Origin of the sequence: Planktothrix sp. FACHB-1365, assembly GCF_014697575.1 — a bacterium.
Taxonomy (GTDB): domain Bacteria; phylum Cyanobacteriota; class Cyanobacteriia; order Cyanobacteriales; family Microcoleaceae; genus Planktothrix.
In genome coordinates this window covers 22,317-38,056 of record NZ_JACJSC010000026.1, presented here as the reverse complement: position 1 = coordinate 38,056, position 15,740 = coordinate 22,317, and the positions used below count along the sequence as shown (strand labels likewise).

The 15,740-nt window shown below is 36.8% G+C and carries 17 protein-coding genes and 1 pseudogene; 12 read left to right on the top strand and 6 right to left on the bottom strand.

What is annotated here, in order from left to right; genetic code table 11:
- Positions 1-228: 228 nt before the first annotated feature.
- The 12 genes from cysE (at position 229) to H6G57_RS21990 (ending at position 8,046) form a co-directional block, all read left to right on the top strand.
- Positions 229-894, top strand: coding sequence for a serine O-acetyltransferase (gene cysE / locus H6G57_RS22045; RefSeq protein ID WP_199314419.1), 666 nt, complete (start codon positions 229-231; stop codon positions 892-894).
- 2 nt (positions 895-896) lie between these two features.
- Positions 897-1,034: a hypothetical protein gene (locus tag H6G57_RS22040; RefSeq protein ID WP_190522524.1), complete on the top strand. Its 138-nt coding sequence runs from the start codon at positions 897-899 to the stop codon at positions 1,032-1,034.
- 137 nt (positions 1,035-1,171) lie between these two features.
- Complete coding sequence (gene nifV / locus H6G57_RS22035; RefSeq protein ID WP_190522522.1) at positions 1,172-2,293, top strand: homocitrate synthase; 1,122 nt, start codon at positions 1,172-1,174, stop codon at positions 2,291-2,293.
- A complete protein-coding gene (locus H6G57_RS22030; RefSeq protein WP_072721287.1) occupies positions 2,293-2,559 on the top strand; it encodes a nitrogen fixation protein NifZ in 267 nt (88 codons plus the stop codon). Before nifV ends, H6G57_RS22030 begins: the two co-directional genes overlap by 1 nt.
- Positions 2,556-2,759, top strand: coding sequence for a putative nitrogen fixation protein NifT (nifT, locus tag H6G57_RS22025; protein ID WP_190522520.1), 204 nt, complete (start codon positions 2,556-2,558; stop codon positions 2,757-2,759). Before H6G57_RS22030 ends, nifT begins: the two co-directional genes overlap by 4 nt.
- 142 nt (positions 2,760-2,901) lie before the next feature.
- On the top strand, positions 2,902-3,330 hold the full coding sequence (locus H6G57_RS22020) for an ArsC/Spx/MgsR family protein (RefSeq protein ID WP_190522518.1): 429 nt from the start codon (positions 2,902-2,904) through the stop codon (positions 3,328-3,330).
- A gap of 277 nt (positions 3,331-3,607) precedes the next feature.
- Positions 3,608-3,904 carry a ferredoxin III, nif-specific gene (gene fdxB / locus H6G57_RS22015; RefSeq protein ID WP_072721292.1) on the top strand — a complete coding sequence of 99 codons (297 nt, stop codon included), beginning with the start codon at positions 3,608-3,610 and terminating at the stop codon, positions 3,902-3,904.
- 603 nt (positions 3,905-4,507) lie between these two features.
- Positions 4,508-6,094 (top strand): helix-turn-helix domain-containing protein, encoded by a 1,587-nt coding sequence (locus H6G57_RS22010; protein ID WP_190522516.1) that lies wholly within the window; start codon positions 4,508-4,510, stop codon positions 6,092-6,094.
- A 377-nt stretch (positions 6,095-6,471) separates the two neighbouring features.
- A complete protein-coding gene (locus H6G57_RS22005) occupies positions 6,472-6,798 on the top strand; it encodes a hypothetical protein (RefSeq protein ID WP_190522514.1) in 327 nt (108 codons plus the stop codon).
- A gap of 126 nt (positions 6,799-6,924) precedes the next feature.
- Positions 6,925-7,128, top strand: a complete 204-nt coding sequence (locus H6G57_RS22000) for a hypothetical protein (RefSeq protein WP_190522512.1) — start codon at positions 6,925-6,927, stop codon at positions 7,126-7,128.
- Positions 7,129-7,240: 112 nt separating this feature from the next.
- Positions 7,241-7,642, top strand: a complete 402-nt coding sequence (locus H6G57_RS21995; RefSeq protein WP_190522510.1) for a HEPN domain-containing protein — start codon at positions 7,241-7,243, stop codon at positions 7,640-7,642.
- Positions 7,621-8,046 carry a hypothetical protein gene (locus H6G57_RS21990; RefSeq protein WP_190522508.1) on the top strand — a complete coding sequence of 142 codons (426 nt, stop codon included), beginning with the start codon at positions 7,621-7,623 and terminating at the stop codon, positions 8,044-8,046. The genes H6G57_RS21995 and H6G57_RS21990 overlap by 22 nt, the downstream gene beginning before the upstream one ends.
- 96 nt (positions 8,047-8,142) lie before the next feature.
- On the opposite strand, the gene H6G57_RS21985 is transcribed toward H6G57_RS21990, so the two are convergent.
- The 6 genes and pseudogenes from H6G57_RS21985 to H6G57_RS29800 form a co-directional block, all read right to left on the bottom strand.
- Positions 8,143-8,625 carry a rhodanese-like domain-containing protein gene (locus H6G57_RS21985; RefSeq protein ID WP_190522506.1) on the bottom strand — a complete coding sequence of 161 codons (483 nt, stop codon included), beginning with the start codon at positions 8,623-8,625 and terminating at the stop codon, positions 8,143-8,145.
- The gene (locus H6G57_RS21980; RefSeq protein WP_190522505.1) at positions 8,615-9,388 is read right to left on the bottom strand and encodes a sterol desaturase family protein; all 774 of its coding nucleotides are present in this window, start codon (positions 9,386-9,388) and stop codon (positions 8,615-8,617) included. Before H6G57_RS21980 ends, H6G57_RS21985 begins: the two co-directional genes overlap by 11 nt.
- A 6-nt stretch (positions 9,389-9,394) precedes the next feature.
- Positions 9,395-10,003: a type IV pilin-like G/H family protein gene (locus tag H6G57_RS21975; RefSeq protein ID WP_190522503.1), complete on the bottom strand. Its 609-nt coding sequence runs from the start codon at positions 10,001-10,003 to the stop codon at positions 9,395-9,397.
- Between the two features lie 141 nt (positions 10,004-10,144).
- Positions 10,145-10,576: an NUDIX hydrolase gene (locus H6G57_RS21970; protein ID WP_190522501.1), complete on the bottom strand. Its 432-nt coding sequence runs from the start codon at positions 10,574-10,576 to the stop codon at positions 10,145-10,147.
- A gap of 47 nt (positions 10,577-10,623) precedes the next feature.
- A complete protein-coding gene (locus H6G57_RS29480; protein WP_375539547.1) occupies positions 10,624-11,061 on the bottom strand; it encodes a WD40 repeat domain-containing protein in 438 nt (145 codons plus the stop codon).
- 24 nt (positions 11,062-11,085) lie between these two features.
- Positions 11,086-14,016: pseudogene (locus tag H6G57_RS29800) on the bottom strand (sugar-binding protein); the annotation flags it as partial.
- Between the last annotated feature and the right edge of the window lie 1,724 nt (positions 14,017-15,740).

Genomic DNA, 15,740 nt, shown 5'->3' with positions numbered 1-15,740 from the left:
AATTATAGTAATTTCAACCTGGGGATTAGGGCTGATTATGGCAAAGACCATCTGCTATAAGCAGGAAAACACATGGTATTGCTTCCCCTCTCTCCTCCACCAATGCTGCAACTTTTAACTCGTTTACCTCCTGAGAAAGCGTTCCCACTCCTTCCTTTGCAGACCCAGGGAACCCGTGTTCCAAAATCAGAAACAAACTTGATGGCAAAAACACCTGGTTCTGAAAATCTGTTAACAACCCTATGGGCTGATTTCCAAATTATTTTTGAACGTGACCCCGCCGCCGAGAGCAGATTAGAAGTCCTATTTTGTTATCCGGGTTTTCACGCTCTGTGTTTGTATCGCCTAGCCCACCGTTTGCATCAATACCAAGTTCCTTTTCTCCCCCGGTTTATTTCTCATATTGCTCGATTTTTAACTGGAATTGAAATTCATCCCGGTGCGGTCATTGGTAAAGGAGCTTTTATTGATCATGGTTTGGGGGTTGTGATTGGTGAAACCGCAATCATTGGAGAGAACGTCCTGATTTACCAAGGCGTAACCTTGGGCGGGACAGGGAAACAAACGGGTAAACGCCACCCCACTTTAGGCAATCAAGTTGTGGTTGGTGCAGGGGCCAAGATTTTAGGCAATCTGCACATTGGGGATCACGTTCGCATTGGGGCAGGTTCCATTGTGTTACAAGACGTTCCGGCGGACTGTACTGTTGTGGGTGTCCCTGGACGAATTGTTTCTAAACCCGGTAAAGACAGCCCTTTGGAACATGGACGCTTACCAGACCCAGAAGCGGCTGTCATTCGTTCCCTTATAGTGCGGATTGAGAAATTAGAACAGCAAGTTCAGCAGTTTGCTACCACAGGCAAGATGCCTGTTCCACGATTAAGGAGCTATTGATCATGATTAGTGTTGCTTGTTCAGCCGCTTATCTACTGTTTTGGGCGTTCATCTATGAACGGATGGTTGCAAAAATCATGAATGATCTTGAGCTTCCCATTCAAAAGCCGAAATCTTCCCCAAAGCCGACGCGCATTTAATCGAGATTGTAACCGAATTCAAGTCAGTATCGGGTGAGGATTTTTTAAGCACAAAGCTTAATCCTTGCCACACAGTAAAATCTAAAATCTAAAGTCTAAAATCTAAAATCTCAATCACCCGGAGGAGCAGAATTCTTATGAATAAAGTTATTATTAATGACACCACACTCCGAGATGGTGAACAAGCGGCGGGTGTTGCCTTTACCCTAGAAGAAAAAATCCTGATCGCTTTGCTTTTGGATATGATAGGAGTCCAAGAATTAGAAGTCGGAATTCCTGCTATGGGGCAGGAAGAACAAAAAGTGATCGCTCGGATTTTAGGCTTAGGTTTAAATGCTGAAATTCTAGGCTGGAACCGTGCCGTTAAAAGTGATATTGAAGCATCAATTGCTTGTGGTTTGAAACGGGTTCATATTTCTATTCCGGTTTCAAATATTCAAATTGATGCTAAATTTCAAGGGCAATGGCGACGAGTTCTAGCTCAACTGCGAGATACCGTTAGCTTTGCGGTTGATCAAGGGTTATATGTATCTATTGGGGGGGAAGATTCTTCACGGGCGGATGAAAATTTTCTCCTCGATGTTGCCCTTTATTCAGAAGAATTGGGAGCTTCACGATTTCGATTCTGTGATACCGTTGGAATCTTAGATCCCTTTGGCACTCACAGAAAGGTTGGTGAACTGGTTTCACTATTAGAAATTCCCGTTGAAATGCACACCCATAATGATTTAGGGATGGCAACCGCTAATGCGATCGCTGGGGTTATGGCAGGTGCAACTTCTGTGAATACAACTGTAAATGGATTAGGTGAAAGAGCCGGTAATGCGGCATTAGAAGAAGTCGTTATGGCACTCAAACAAGTGTATAATCTTGACTTAGGAATTGATACTCACCATTTCCAAGAACTCTCACAATTTGTTGAAAAAGCATCGGGCGGTGTTGTTCCTCCTTGGAAAGCGATCGTGGGTAAAAATGCCTTTGCTCATGAAGCTGGAATTCATGCTCATGGGGTTCTCAAAAATCCCTTTACCTATGAACCGTTTGCACCTGAAGAAGTTGGCGGAGAACGACGGTTAGCGATCGGTAAACATTCAGGACGACATCTACTATTTGATGTGCTAGAAAATCAGGGGATTCATCTTAATTCCGATGAAACTCAAGGGGTTTTAGAACAGGTTAGAAATTTTTCTGTACAAGTGAAACGGGATTTAACTGTACAGGAATTACTGAATTTAGCAACAGAACGGAGGAGTGCTTAATGCAGTTAGATGAACTGGAGTTAAATTGTCCCCCTGTCTTTGAAATTAACCAAAAAGTCCGAACTCGTAAATTAATTCGGAATGATGGTACTTTTCCGGGTCAGGATATCGGCGCCACCCTTGCTAAAAAAGGTGAAATTGGTTATGTCGTTGGGATTGGAACTTATTTACAAACCTCTTATATTTATGCTGTGCATTTTTTAGAAAGAGGGTTTATTGTCGGTTGCAAAAAAAAAGAATTAGAAGAGGTTGAAGAAGTTTCATGAAAGTAATGTTACGTCGCAATACCAATGGGCATTTAATGGTTTATGTTGCTAAGAAAGATTTAGAAGAGGAAGTTGTCGGTGAACGGGTTGAACCATCGGGGAAAGTTTTAACCTTAGCCAATGGTTGGGAGTTAGAAATTTCTAATTCGCAAGAACCGTTAAAACTTCCTCAAACCGTTGAAGCCAAGCGCTTGAATTAAACAGGTAGAAACGGGGTTTTAATCTTTGATTGTAGGGGTTGGGTCATCCAACCCTTCAGGGTTATAGGTTCAGTAACCCAACCCCCTACAGGTTGTTATAAAAAGTTAAAAATAAATTCCAGAGGAGGCAATATCAATCACAATGGTTCATATTATTTTCTATGAAAAACCGGGTTGTATTAATAATACGAAACAGAAAACCTTGTTAGTAGAAGCTGGTCATCAAGTTGAGGCGCGTAATCTTTTAACAACGCCTTGGACTGCGGAAGGTTTGCGCCCATTCTTTGGGAGTTTACCTGTCAGTGAGTGGTTTAATTTGAGCGCGCCTGCAATTAAGTCGGGAGAGGTGATTTTCGATAACTTGGATGAAATAACAGCCCTAGAATTAATGTTAGCTGATCCATTGTTAATTCGTCGCCCTTTGATGCAGGTAGGAGATATATTTTCTGTTGGGTTTAATCCCGAAAAGATTGATGATTGGCTGGGTTTGACCCCCATTGCTAAAACGATAACAAACTTAGAAACCTGTCCCCGTAGTCATACTGAAAAAACTTGTCAATCTTCTCAGTAATTGAAGCGATAGCCTTCGGCTGGGCGGAGCCCATCACAATTCTAAATTTTTCAGCTAGGGGTTGAGTTTTCCAATCCATAATCCTAGAGGGTTGGGCAACCTAACCCCTACAAATTGTGATTACAATTTTTCTAAAACTAAAATTAGATTTCTCTATAATTTTTATCAAAAATCTCTTTACATTTTAAAAAAATGGAGTTAAAATAAATCAATAGTTTGAGTTGAGCAGTATTTAAACAATTCAACCCTTTATCTATTGGGAATCTGAGGAATCATTATGGCAACATTAACAGGATTAACACGCGGGGGTAAAACCTGGACACCTCAATTTATTACTGCCATTAATTATGCAAAATGCTTAGGTTGTGGCAGATGCTTAAAGGTTTGTGGTCAAGATGTTCTAGGACTACAAGCACTGAATGAGGAAGGAGAATTTGTGGAGGACGAGGAAGACGAAGAATTTGAACGTAAAGTGATGACGATTGTTAATATTGATAACTGTATTGGCTGTGAAGCTTGTTCACGGGCTTGTCCTAAACAATGTCACACTCATAGTGCTTACGAGCAAAACTAAGGAGGAAGAAGAATCAGATTGCTCAAAATCTATGTATGATTTTTGACAAAAAATTGTAGGGGTTGGGAAACCCCTACGATAAAATCAGCAGTTCAACACAAGAATTGTGATAACAATTGGTTGCTGCACTTTGGCCCTAAAAATAGGTGCTGAATTCGCAACAACGCACTTTTTTATATCGACCTTGATCAAGAGAATTTGAGCTTGACTTTTTCTATATACAAAGAATAAATAATGAACTGAAAATAGGCAGAATTTTCTCCTGTAACAGTATTATCAACGTTCTTGCAATCAATCTGAACATCGCACTGGAGGCTGTTGTTTAAATCTTCGTCAGCAGCCGCCTATAGAAAAGCGTAAAAATGCTTACCATGAACACAAATTATCAAAAAATATTGTTACTTTACTAAAAATCATAAATATAGCAGTACGCATTACAGTTAGGACTTCGGAGTGAATTCTGAAACCCTTTCAATTCTTACTGTTCCCTGTTCCCTTGCGCGTAGCGCTATAGCGTATTTCTTTCTTAACTGTTCCAGTAAGAAAACAAAAAATTCAGAGTCTGATCTCATACCCCAGAACCCAAATATTTCAGATTGGTTTATGGCTTATAAAATCCCTGGTCATTGTCTGGCTTGTGATACCTGTCGCCCTGTTTGCCCAACCGGTGCAGTTAAAATCGAGGATAATCATTATTGGATCGATCCCGACCTTTGTAATAATTGCGAAGGCTATTATTCTGAACCTCAATGTTTAATGTTGTGTCCAATTTCTTGTCCTCTCCCCTCTGAATCGAAAAAAGGGAGATATAAAGCAGAACTCAGACCCGTAACTAGCCCATCTTTATTTGCGAATGGGAAAAATCATCCGTTTGCCTCTTCCATGGTGATGTGGGAATTGTGTAACTTATTAACCCAGCGACAATCCTTAGATTGGAAATTTGATGAGGTTGGGGAGCCTTATTATGAACGACGAGTCAATGGCGGACGGGGAATGATTACCCTACGAATGAGCGATCATTCTATCGGAGAACTCGCACTAACTGGGATTCAATCTTTCGATATTCGAGCCGCTTGTATGCACTTAATTTATGCGGCTCATGCAACCGCATTAGAAAAGCCTTGGGAAGAAGAATTTATTATTAGCGATCGCCAAATTGAAGAATATTTAGAGTTAGATAAACGTAAAGATCTAAGTAAAGCCACTAAACTTTCCTTAATTCGTAAAATTGCGGAACAACCTTGTTTTATTACCGCCTCTATTAACTGGCCAAAGCAAGGAAAAGTGAATAAATTTTTAATTGTCAATAGTCCCTTATGGCATCTTACTGAAGTTCAACATCATTTTCAAGAAGATGAGATGGGATGTAAATATTTAGTCGGTTTAACCTTCAAAATCAAAGCTGGAATTTGGGCAAAATATTTTTTAAACCAACAAGGTTGTAAAGAACAAACTGCCTTTTATCAATATGGCATTCTACCCCAATCCCTTTTAAGTATTGTGATGAGTATTTGGCAACAACATGAAGGGGCCGTTCGGATGATGCTGTGGCTGTTGTTTAAAACCAAAATGGGCAAAGAACAACGAATTACTGTCCCCAAATTAATGCGAGTTGCTTACGGAGAAGAGAAATTAACCTTTGCTTCCCAAAGACGAGAAGAGCGCAAGCGACTTTTACGAACCTTTGAAAAAGATTTAGAATGTTTAAATCATTATGGATTAAAACCCGTTTTTGATTCAGTAACTTATCCCCCAGAAATTCAACCGTTATGGGCAAAGTTAGCCGAACTTCCCGATGATGCTGATGCTGCCCTAGATTTTTGGATTCAGGATGGAAGTAATGAAACTCGAATTACTGATGCTAGTCCTCGCGGTAAATGGAATTTATTGATGAATGCCCGAATTTTATGGTTTGAAATTCCTGTAGATTGGGAACAACGAATGAAAGCCCCCAAACAGCAACAACGAGGGACTCAGACGCGAAAAATTAAGTTAAAGCCGGAGTTGAATCTTTTACCTGAACAAATTGTTACGGCTCGTAAAAAACAAGGGATGAGTCAGAGGGAGTTGGCGAGAATCACAGGTAAGAGCCAAAGTTGGATTCGCGATTTAGAGAAAGGTCGTTTATCAGCAAAATTTTCAGATCAAACCCTCTTACGAAAAGTATTAGGGTTAAACAAGAATCATTAAAGCCTTGATGGGATTGAAAGACTATTCCATATTTCTCTTTCTAAATTCCGTTAAACTCCTTTCTGGCTTCAAAATTCCCCTCTCCCTTCCCTGTTCCAGAGAAGGTTTTTTTATTTGAGGAAATAAAATTTAAACCCAGAAATTTTACGAAAAATAACGCTGACCGTAAAACCACTTGTTGAATTGTCACATCCGTTACATAATAGAATCCGTCTTTCCCCTTAACCGAGGACAGACTTTGGGGACGCGAAAATAACTGGAACAATCTCCCCGGTGAGAACCGACTTTAATAGAGATAGTAATGATATCAAGATCATTCTCATCCTGCTCGCACCCAAACCTTCCATCTAAATCATCAACCCAGAGGAGAGGTTGACATGAAAATCATTCAAGGATACAACCCATTACAACCTGTTTCACTGACAAAAATCCGTAAAGTCAGGGGCGTAACTATTGTTGAAAAATCAGGTGATCATTTGTATGTATTACCTGATGAACATAACGCTAAACCTGTATCAGAATTTAATAAAATTAGCTCTTTTGATATTAACAATTGGGCAGAGACAGCAACGGATTTAGATGGATTCTACTTCATTAATGCTATTACTCAAACAGGAAACTATTTGGGTTCTGAGCTAAATGATATTATCCTGGGACTCAAATTTAGAGGATTAGCAACTTACGTTTCGGCGGAGCAATCCTAACAAAAATTTTCATCCTTGGACTCTGCACCCCTCTAATTTTACCCCTGAAAGGTAAACCTACATCAAAATTGTCCTGATGGGGAATTAGAGGGGTGTATTAATAAGCATTTGCTTAAAGAGGGAAGGATGAACAAAGTATCATTAGGTACATCTACTGATATTCAGCGTATTGTTAACAAAATTTACGCCACAGGTCAAATTACTCGCGCTGACCAACAAGGCTTAATGGCTTTAATTTTCTCTGACCAAATTTTAGGCTTAAAAGAATGTCAACAAATTAGTGAAATTATTACTCGGTTACATCGGGGATGGTTAAAAGTCATTGATTAATTCAGACGCTACACAGAAACCGGGTTTCTCAAGAGACAATAGCTAGAAACCCGGTTTCTTCGATCTGGGAGTATAATTAATATGGCGAATTTTATGGAGGGATGCTAATTTTGTGAATAGGCAGGATTTTCAGGAGTTAGCACAAACTCGACTTCAAGACGCAAAAGTGCTTTTAGACAATCACCAATATTCCGGTGCTTACTATCTAAGTGGTTATGTTATTGAATGTGTTTTCAAGGCTTGTATTGCCAAAAAAACTCAGCAATATGATTTTCCTGACCTGAAAAGTGTGAGGAAAATTTACACCCATAATTTAGAAGAGCTGGCGGAACTTGCTGGGTATGATATTCATGCACAATTAAAGTCAACCTATAAAGCTCAATGGTTAATAATTAAAGTATGGTCAGAAGAAAGCCGTTATCAAACACATAACCAACAAGAAGCCCGCGATATTTACTTAGCAATTAACGATCCCAATCACGGAGTTTTAGAATGGCTAAAGCAACATTGGTAAATCAAGAGATAGAAGAAGGTCAAAAATTAATAGATGCTCTCAATGATGCAAATGTATCAGTTCATTCGGCTTTGTGGCTGTATGCGACAGAACCGGAAACATGGCGTCTGATGCTTGCTTTATCTCTCTATGATGATGAAGGGCCTCTTAAAACTTATGAGAATATCCTATCAGTTTTTCACCAAGTCAAACCTGACTTAAAAATTGATTGGACAGCAATTGTTGCTGTTAGTCCTAACAATGAATTAATCCAGAGCTTAAGTCAAGAGCAACAACATTGGAATATCAACTTATCAGGGAGACGGATGAGCAATAATATAGTTAATAGAATGTTGATTGAAGATGCTTATATTTATCACATTGGTCTGAATTTACAATTGGGAATTTTACCTCAAGAACAATAAAAGGTTCCTAATATTCCCTAAGCGTGGGGTGGGTGATACTAGAAATCCTGTGATTTTGAATGTTAAATTATAGATTATTACCTGTTCTACAACTCATTAGAGTTTAAAATGTTTACGCCAATCGGTCATTCCTCCTTGCAAAACCACTAGATTTAATCCAGTATTTTCTAATTTTTGATAGGCTTTAATAGAACGGGGGCCTAATTGACAATAAAGGATTAAAGTTGGTTTCTCGATATGAGAAATGCTATAAGTTTTAGCAATTTCTTGGATTTTTTCAATTCCTTTTCCCTGTTCAATTTCAGTGATCGGAACTAAAATACTATTAGGAATATGATCCTCTTCATATTCTTCAGGCGATCGCACATCAATAAAAATCACAGATTTCAAATCTTTTTGGCTCAGTTCTTCTACCGTTACTTCAGGGGTATTGAAGCTTTTTACAAAAGTCACAACATCTAAATGGTTCATTTTGGCAATCAACGTTAATGAAATTATACCCACTCCTAGAACCATTAATATCAGAACTAAAGGATAAAACCAGCGTTTATTCGTCTTGATGTTAAAATTAGGATTCATAGTCATATCTCCGAAACGGATAAATTAACTGTCCTAAATATCCCCTCGGAATTGATTGTTTAATTCCATAGGAATTAGGAATTTTAGATTGAGAAAAATACAGAGTCCCAAATAACCAGTCAATCAAGGGTAATTGAGCCGCTAAATTTCTGGTTTCCATCTCTGCTTCTTGAATATGATGCCAATGATGAAATTGAGGAGTTGCAATTACCCATTTTAATCCTGCAATTTTTAAGCGGATATTGGCATGAATATAAAATGCAACCAGAGCCGAAAATAAGGTATAAATTCCCCAAGTTTCAGCACTAAACCCTAAAATAACTAAAGGAATCACTTGGAAAAATTTGGTAAATATTTGATCTACTGGATGGACTCGCACCGTTGCTAACCAGTCAATGGATTCAATACTATGATGTACAGCATGAAATTTCCATAACTCAGGAACCGTATGCAACAATCGGTGAGCCAAATAATACCCTAAATCCGCAATCACAATTGCTTCTATCAGTTGGAATAAAATGGGTTGAGCCGAAATTGTCTCTTGCCATTTGAGATGTAATAAAGGAGTAACTAAAATAGTTCCTATTCCTAAGCTCAAAGACAATCCTACTTTTCCCACAAAATGACCGATAAAAAAATAGGTGAGATCTGTTAACCAACCGGGTCTAAAAATTCGTTGACGGTGCAAATAAAACAACTGTTCTAGGGGAATAAAAATCAGACCCAGAATCAGTAACCCCTTTAAAAGCTCAAGGATTAACATAAAGCTTTATTTATTAATATTAACTGAAGGTTCAACACAGCTAGGAATCCCATTTTTTAAGATCGGTTCTGGGACAAGTTGACGTTCACCGGGAGGAACTCGACAAATAATTGATTGGGTTGTCCCTAAATCAGAATGATTGGTTTTGGAAGGAGGAGAAATTAAAAAAATAGCACCTATGTAGCCACTAATACCTTTCGCTTCAGGAAGAGGTTTAGCATAACTAAAGGCTGCATTCTGGGTGGTGTGAACTGAATATTGGTAATAATTTGTCTGGGTTTTAATGCCTATTCCCAAAGGCTCAATCTGATTAGAAAAGCGACTATTTTCAGCAAAAAAAGCTTGTTGTCCTTTATTAATAGAACCTAAATATTGTTTGGCTTCACTGCTTTTAGCTGTATTGGCGCAATTGCTAACGGGTGTTATCATCACCGCCAAGGTAATTAAGGCTAAAATTGCTAAAATTCCCGTCAATGAACCAAAGACAAGCCATTTCATCAAAAATAAGGCAAACTGTAGAGTTTTTTGACGGGACGTTACAGTTGAATTTTCTAGTATTTTTTCTTCAGAAGTGGTTAAGGGTGCAGATTTAGAGGGTTTGGATTTAAGTTGCATAGTTTCGTCTCCCTTAATAGTCTATTTCCTGTTGACTCTAGCAAATGGTCAGGGAAATTTTGACAATCTCTGCAACTTTGTACAAAACTTTACATTTCAAGTGTAAATATTAGATAATTACGATTTACCTTGCAGTAATTCTTACTCACAATATTGTAAAAATTGTTCGGGAAATAAAACTAATTTTCCTGACTTAAAATCTTCTAAAGGAACCCATAAGGCTTTTTTCTTACGTTTCTTTTCGACAAATTCTAGTTCTTCCAATTGATAAAATTTGATATCAACAAAATCACATCGATACAGTTGAATTAATTCATGTTGACTTTTTTTATCATAAACAAAAATATTTTCTAAACATCCTAAATAGTGAATATTCGTTAATTCTGCTTTAATTTCTTCTTGAAATTCTCGTTTTAAGGCATCAAGGCTCAATTCTCCAAAATCAACCCCTCCTCCTAATGCTCGATAGAAGGTTTGTTTTTTAATGGGATCATAGCCTTGGGAAACAAAAATGCGATCGCCATTTTGAATCAATCCTAGTGCTAAAACTCGAATTTTACTTGATTTAGACATAGCGGAAGAAAGAGTTTACTAAAAAATAGCCGATAACATCCATTTTTTCAAGGAGAACTCTTAAACTCATCACAAATCTTTTTATTTATACCACTAATATTAGGGTTAGTTTCTAAATAATCTTTAAGCTGAATACAAGCCTGAGTTAGCAAGCTATCAGTATCTTGATTGATTTGATTAGTATCAATTTTCCAAATACTAATTCGGCTAGGTTCGGATTTTCGACTAGGTTCAGATTTCTGAATTCCTACTAATGTTTGACCATCCGGGCTAAAATTAACGGATAAAATAGGTTCTAAACTTGGCTTTAAAGTCGTAATTAAACTTCCATTAACATCCCAAAGCTTAATTGTACCATCTGCACTAGCAGAAGCCAAAATTTTACTATTAGGACTAAAATTAACTTCATAAATTGCTTTCCAATGTTTTCCTAAAACAACAGAAGTTTGTAAAGGTTTCCAGGTTAAATTTTGCTTTTTCCAAATAGCAATAGATTCTCCATCTTTGGAGGCTGTAATCCATTGACCATCGGGACTAAAACTCACAGAATTAAATCGAATTTGTGCCCCTGTTAACGGCGGAATCAAATTTTTATGATTAACATCCCATAATTTCACGGTTTTATCTTCACTGGCTGAAGCCAAAATTTGACTATCGGGACTAAAACTTAAGTCATTAATTGCGCCTTGATGACCTTTAAACGTTTGTTTTAAAGTTCCCTGAATATCCCAAATTTTAATGCTTTTGTCATCACTAGCCGTTGCAATTAACTGACTATCAGGACTAAAAACCACACTCCAAACCGGTGACTGATGAGGAAGAGTTATAAATTTTTCACTATCTATGTTCCAAATTCTAACTGTTTTATCCTGACTAGCGGATGCAATGCTTTTACCATCAGGACTAAAACTAACATTATTAACAGTATTTTGATGACCCCTGAATGTTTTTTTTACCTCTCCATTTAAAGTCCATAAGACAACAACATCATCTTTGGTATCGTCTTTTATGCGTAAATCACGACCAGGAGAAGCTACTAACACTAAGTTACTATTTTGATGAGAAAAACTACTGCTATAAATTTTATAGTCCTTCAATTGGATAATTTTAGGTAATGCTTTTAAATTCCAGATTCTGACAGTACCATCTTTACTCGCCGAAAATAACCTTTCTTCCTGCTTAGAAAAACTGACTTGATTAATACTGTCTTTGTGTCCTTGAAGAGTAGAAATTAATGAGCCTTCTTGTGTCCAAATTTTAATCATTTCATCGGTACTTCCCGTTGCAATTAAACGACTATCTTGACTAAAAGCCACACTATTAACAGCCTGTTGATGTCCTTCTAAAGTTCTAATTAATTGACCGTCAAAACTCCATAATTTCACAGTTTTATCATCACTAGCAGATGCCATGATTTGACTATCGGGACTAAAACTAATACTCCAAATCGGTTTAGAATGAGCCTTAATTGTTTTAATCAGTTTCCCCTGGCGAGTCCAGAGATTAATGATACCATCTTCACTCGATGAAGCAATGTGTTGACCATTGGGACTAAAAATAACACTCAGAATAGGCTTTTGATGTCCGTTTAACGTTTGAATGAGGCGACCCTCTAAACTCCAAATTTTAACGGTTTTATCTTTACTAGCAGAGGCAATTTGTTGACCATCAGGACTAAAACTAACTCATTTGACTTCATCAGTATGTCCCTGTAATGTTGTAATTAGAATTCCATTTTTTGTCCAGAGTTTTATGGTATTATCTTTACTCGCCGAGGCAATGATTTGGCTATTGGGACTAAAGGTAACAAACCAAACAGATTTTTGATGTCCTTCTAAAGTTTTGATCAATTTACCTTTAGGAGTCCATATTTTAATAGTTTTATCATCACTTGCCGAAGCAATCCATTGATTATCAGGACTAATACTAACACTTAAGACACTATTTTTTTGGTGTCCATCTAAAATATTTTGCTCTTGAATAACTTGAACAGCCACACTTAATTTACTCTGGGTTTCTTGTTCAATGGCAGATTTAGGCATTTGGGAGGATAAAAGCTTTCCGGCGGTGACTAAAGTTAATAAAGCTTCAAGCTGGTTATTTTCGGTTGTTAAAGCCGTATATTTAGTATTTTCTAACGCTAAATTAACTTGTTTATTTTTACCTTCGGAAATTCTCCAAAATCCTAATGCGAGAGTGAATAAAAGTGCCATGCCGCTCCCAATAATAATTGACCGAATAAACAATTGCCAAAGTTCTTTATTTTTGGCTTCCGCTTGTTGGCGTTTTTTCCGCTCTATATCTAATTCTTCTAAAATAACTAAACTGCGATTTTGACGAATTAAACTAACTAAATAATCATGTACCAGTTGATATCGTTCTGCGGGAATTTCTGGTAAAATAAAGACTAAACCCGACAAAACGAAAATCTTGAGAACCGTATCCAATTTTTCATTAATATTTTCAAAATGGTTTGCTAGTTCTTTAATTTCTCTGACTAAATCCGAACGGGTTTTTAAAGGACGAGTATTATTTTCATCGGTTAATAAGTAAAGCACTAACTCAGCTAAACTTTTATTCGTTGAACCACAATCTCGAATTACCTCATCTAAATAATCTTCAACTAGCTTTTGTTTTCGTCCCGCTTGTTGATATTGTTTTAAGGTAGTAATTCTTTGCGCTTGAAGTTGAGAACCCACCACTTGTAATTCTATGGGTCGAATATCTCCTGAGTCTTCTGCTAAATCTTCTACTAATTCCTCAATTAATGCAGGTTCGAGGACAAATTGTGTTCTTTCGGTTAAACTTTGAATCACCGATTTAGCTTCTTCCCGTGTAAAATTACCAATATAAGCCAGAATATTTCGATCTAAAATATTATTTCCAATAATTTCTAAATATCCTTGACGAGTACATTCTAATAAATATTGGATATAGTCTTCACGCAAAGATAAAACAACTTTAACATAGGGAATATCTAAACACTCTTTAATAAATTGATAACAGCTTTGTCGTTGTTGTTGATCTTTACAAGCAAAGAAAAATTCCTCAAACTGATCAAAAATAATCACCACCCAAAAGTTTTGATTGACTAAACTTCTAATTTGTTCCAATATTACGGCTTGATTATTCAGTTCTGAGGAATCTAAGTCAATATTTTTAACCTCTCTAATGCCTTTGGTGAAAGCACGAGAAAAGTCTTGATTCAAATTAGTATAAACTTGCAGTAAAACTGGAATAAAACGACGAGTATCCAAAGACGCTTTCCGCAATTCTGGAATAAAACCGGCTTGTAAAATTGAACTTTTACCTACTCCAGACTGTCCATAAATCACCGTTAGTTTACAATCATTTCGGCTAATGCGTTCATATAACCAATTCACAACTGATAAACGACCCGATGCGGTAATTTCAGGATTAATAATTTTTTTGTTTTTCATAGGAGGTAAACCAGGATTACTAATGGTTTGAATATGTCCGAGTCGTCCGGCTCCGATAAAGGCTCTTAATCTAAATTGTTGCTCAATTTCCCGACGTTTTTGTTTAATTTCATAAGCTTTTAAATATTCGCCTTTTTGGAAATACAAATCATGTAATAGTTGTAAAATCTGAATATAAAGGTCGGGGTCATATTGGGGTTTAGTTCGAGCTTGAGCTTTTTCTAGGATTTTAATGGCATCTTGATATTGCTTTAATTTTTGATTGGCTTGCGCTAGAGCTACCAAATACCATCCCTGATGATAGCAGGTTTCCCAATCTAAAATCAACTGTTCATCCGAGGTTTTAGGATGATAATTAGAGGCGGTTTGAACTAATAAATTTTGTGCTTTTTCCGCTAAATTTTTAGCTTCCTGCCAACAGTTTTTAGCGAGGGATACTTCTGCTAAAAAATGATATCCTCGTGCTTCTCGGAAAGGATAAGTATAGATGCGATTATAATCAATAGATTCTTTGGCTACGGTTTCTAATTCCTGCCATTTTTTTAATCCAAATAATACATCCGCTAAAGCATTAATAAATTTAGCCACTAAATCCCAACGATTTGCCCGTTTAAAGGTTTGAATAGATTGAGTATAATAAGAATTAGCTTGATCATAAGCATATTCTTTTTCGGCTCGATGTAAAATGCCATAGCTATGCCACCAAAAGCCAATATAAAATAATAATTGACCATAACGAATTAAATTATTAGTTTGTTGCCAAAGTTCTAAACTTCGTTCATAATGTTTTAAGGCAGCTTGATCAGAATGCTCAGAAACTCGACCCAATACAAATTCTAAACTTGCTTCTAATTCAATATCTAAAGGTTCTCCCCGTTTCTGTAATTCTTGATAAGCGGCTTCTAATTCCAATCTTAATGGAGAACCTAACTCTAAATTAAAATAAGAATTATTTAAAAAAATACCCGCACCACTATCTAACACTTTAGCAGAAACTTGATCTGCGGTTTCTTGAATAAAATTTAATAGATCTTCTGTACTAATTTCAAACTTAAGTGCTGTTGACCAACTATAAAAATCAGGAGCTAACCGAATTAAAGCGTGTAACAGAGAATCCGTTACCCAAAATACTAAAGGACAGCGAAATCGACGCCGAAATTCCTCGCGCATTTGGTTCATGATTTTAATCAGCAGATCCAATTGTTCGTTAGATTCTAAACCGGATATAATTAAACCTTGAGGTGGTATGGGTTCTGCATCAATGACTTGTACTAGAGCATTATAAACATTGATAACCTCGGAATCTAAAACCACAGATTTAATTAAGTTAGGATGTTGATGTTGCAATTGTTTAATAATTTTTTTTCTGACAATACCATGATTGCAGTGAGCTAAAATCAAAGAAAAATCATCATTAAATCTTTCAAAAATACGATTTAAAGTTTTTAACGAATTTTGATTTATTTGTTGTATTTCTTTCATAGATTTTTGGGTTTTTTCTTCCTCATCATGATCATGACTATACTCAGTCTTTAAATAGGGAAGTTTAAGTTCTGTAAATGACCTAACCCTTTTCTTGTAGATCCTTACACCCTAAAATTATTGATTCTTTTAGGTTTATTTATCCCTATTTACTGAGTACAGTGATTGATTCTTTAAGTCAGGAACTGAAATGCACCCAAAATTACAATCTCAGTCTGTTCATGAATGCAGTGGTCTTGATT

What these genes read in the sequence shown, in the direction of transcription:
- H6G57_RS22040 (WP_190522524.1), top strand. Translation starts at nt 897, where the DNA reads ATGATTAGTGTTGCTTGTTCAGCCGCTTATCTACTGTTTTGGGCGTTC.
- nifV (WP_190522522.1), top strand. Translation starts at nt 1,172, where the DNA reads ATGAATAAAGTTATTATTAATGACACCACACTCCGAGATGGTGAACAA.
- H6G57_RS22030 (WP_072721287.1), top strand. Translation starts at nt 2,293, where the DNA reads ATGCAGTTAGATGAACTGGAGTTAAATTGTCCCCCTGTCTTTGAAATT.
- nifT (WP_190522520.1), top strand. Translation starts at nt 2,556, where the DNA reads ATGAAAGTAATGTTACGTCGCAATACCAATGGGCATTTAATGGTTTAT.
- H6G57_RS22020 (WP_190522518.1), top strand. Translation starts at nt 2,902, where the DNA reads ATGGTTCATATTATTTTCTATGAAAAACCGGGTTGTATTAATAATACG.
- fdxB (WP_072721292.1), top strand. Translation starts at nt 3,608, where the DNA reads ATGGCAACATTAACAGGATTAACACGCGGGGGTAAAACCTGGACACCT.
- H6G57_RS22010 (WP_190522516.1), top strand. Translation starts at nt 4,508, where the DNA reads ATGGCTTATAAAATCCCTGGTCATTGTCTGGCTTGTGATACCTGTCGC.
- H6G57_RS22005 (WP_190522514.1), top strand. Translation starts at nt 6,472, where the DNA reads ATGAAAATCATTCAAGGATACAACCCATTACAACCTGTTTCACTGACA.
- H6G57_RS22000 (WP_190522512.1), top strand. Translation starts at nt 6,925, where the DNA reads ATGAACAAAGTATCATTAGGTACATCTACTGATATTCAGCGTATTGTT.
- H6G57_RS21990 (WP_190522508.1), top strand. Translation starts at nt 7,621, where the DNA reads ATGGCTAAAGCAACATTGGTAAATCAAGAGATAGAAGAAGGTCAAAAA.
- H6G57_RS21985 (WP_190522506.1), bottom strand. Translation starts at nt 8,625, where the DNA reads ATGAATCCTAATTTTAACATCAAGACGAATAAACGCTGGTTTTATCCT.
- H6G57_RS21980 (WP_190522505.1), bottom strand. Translation starts at nt 9,388, where the DNA reads ATGTTAATCCTTGAGCTTTTAAAGGGGTTACTGATTCTGGGTCTGATT.
- H6G57_RS21975 (WP_190522503.1), bottom strand. Translation starts at nt 10,003, where the DNA reads ATGCAACTTAAATCCAAACCCTCTAAATCTGCACCCTTAACCACTTCT.
- H6G57_RS21970 (WP_190522501.1), bottom strand. Translation starts at nt 10,576, where the DNA reads ATGTCTAAATCAAGTAAAATTCGAGTTTTAGCACTAGGATTGATTCAA.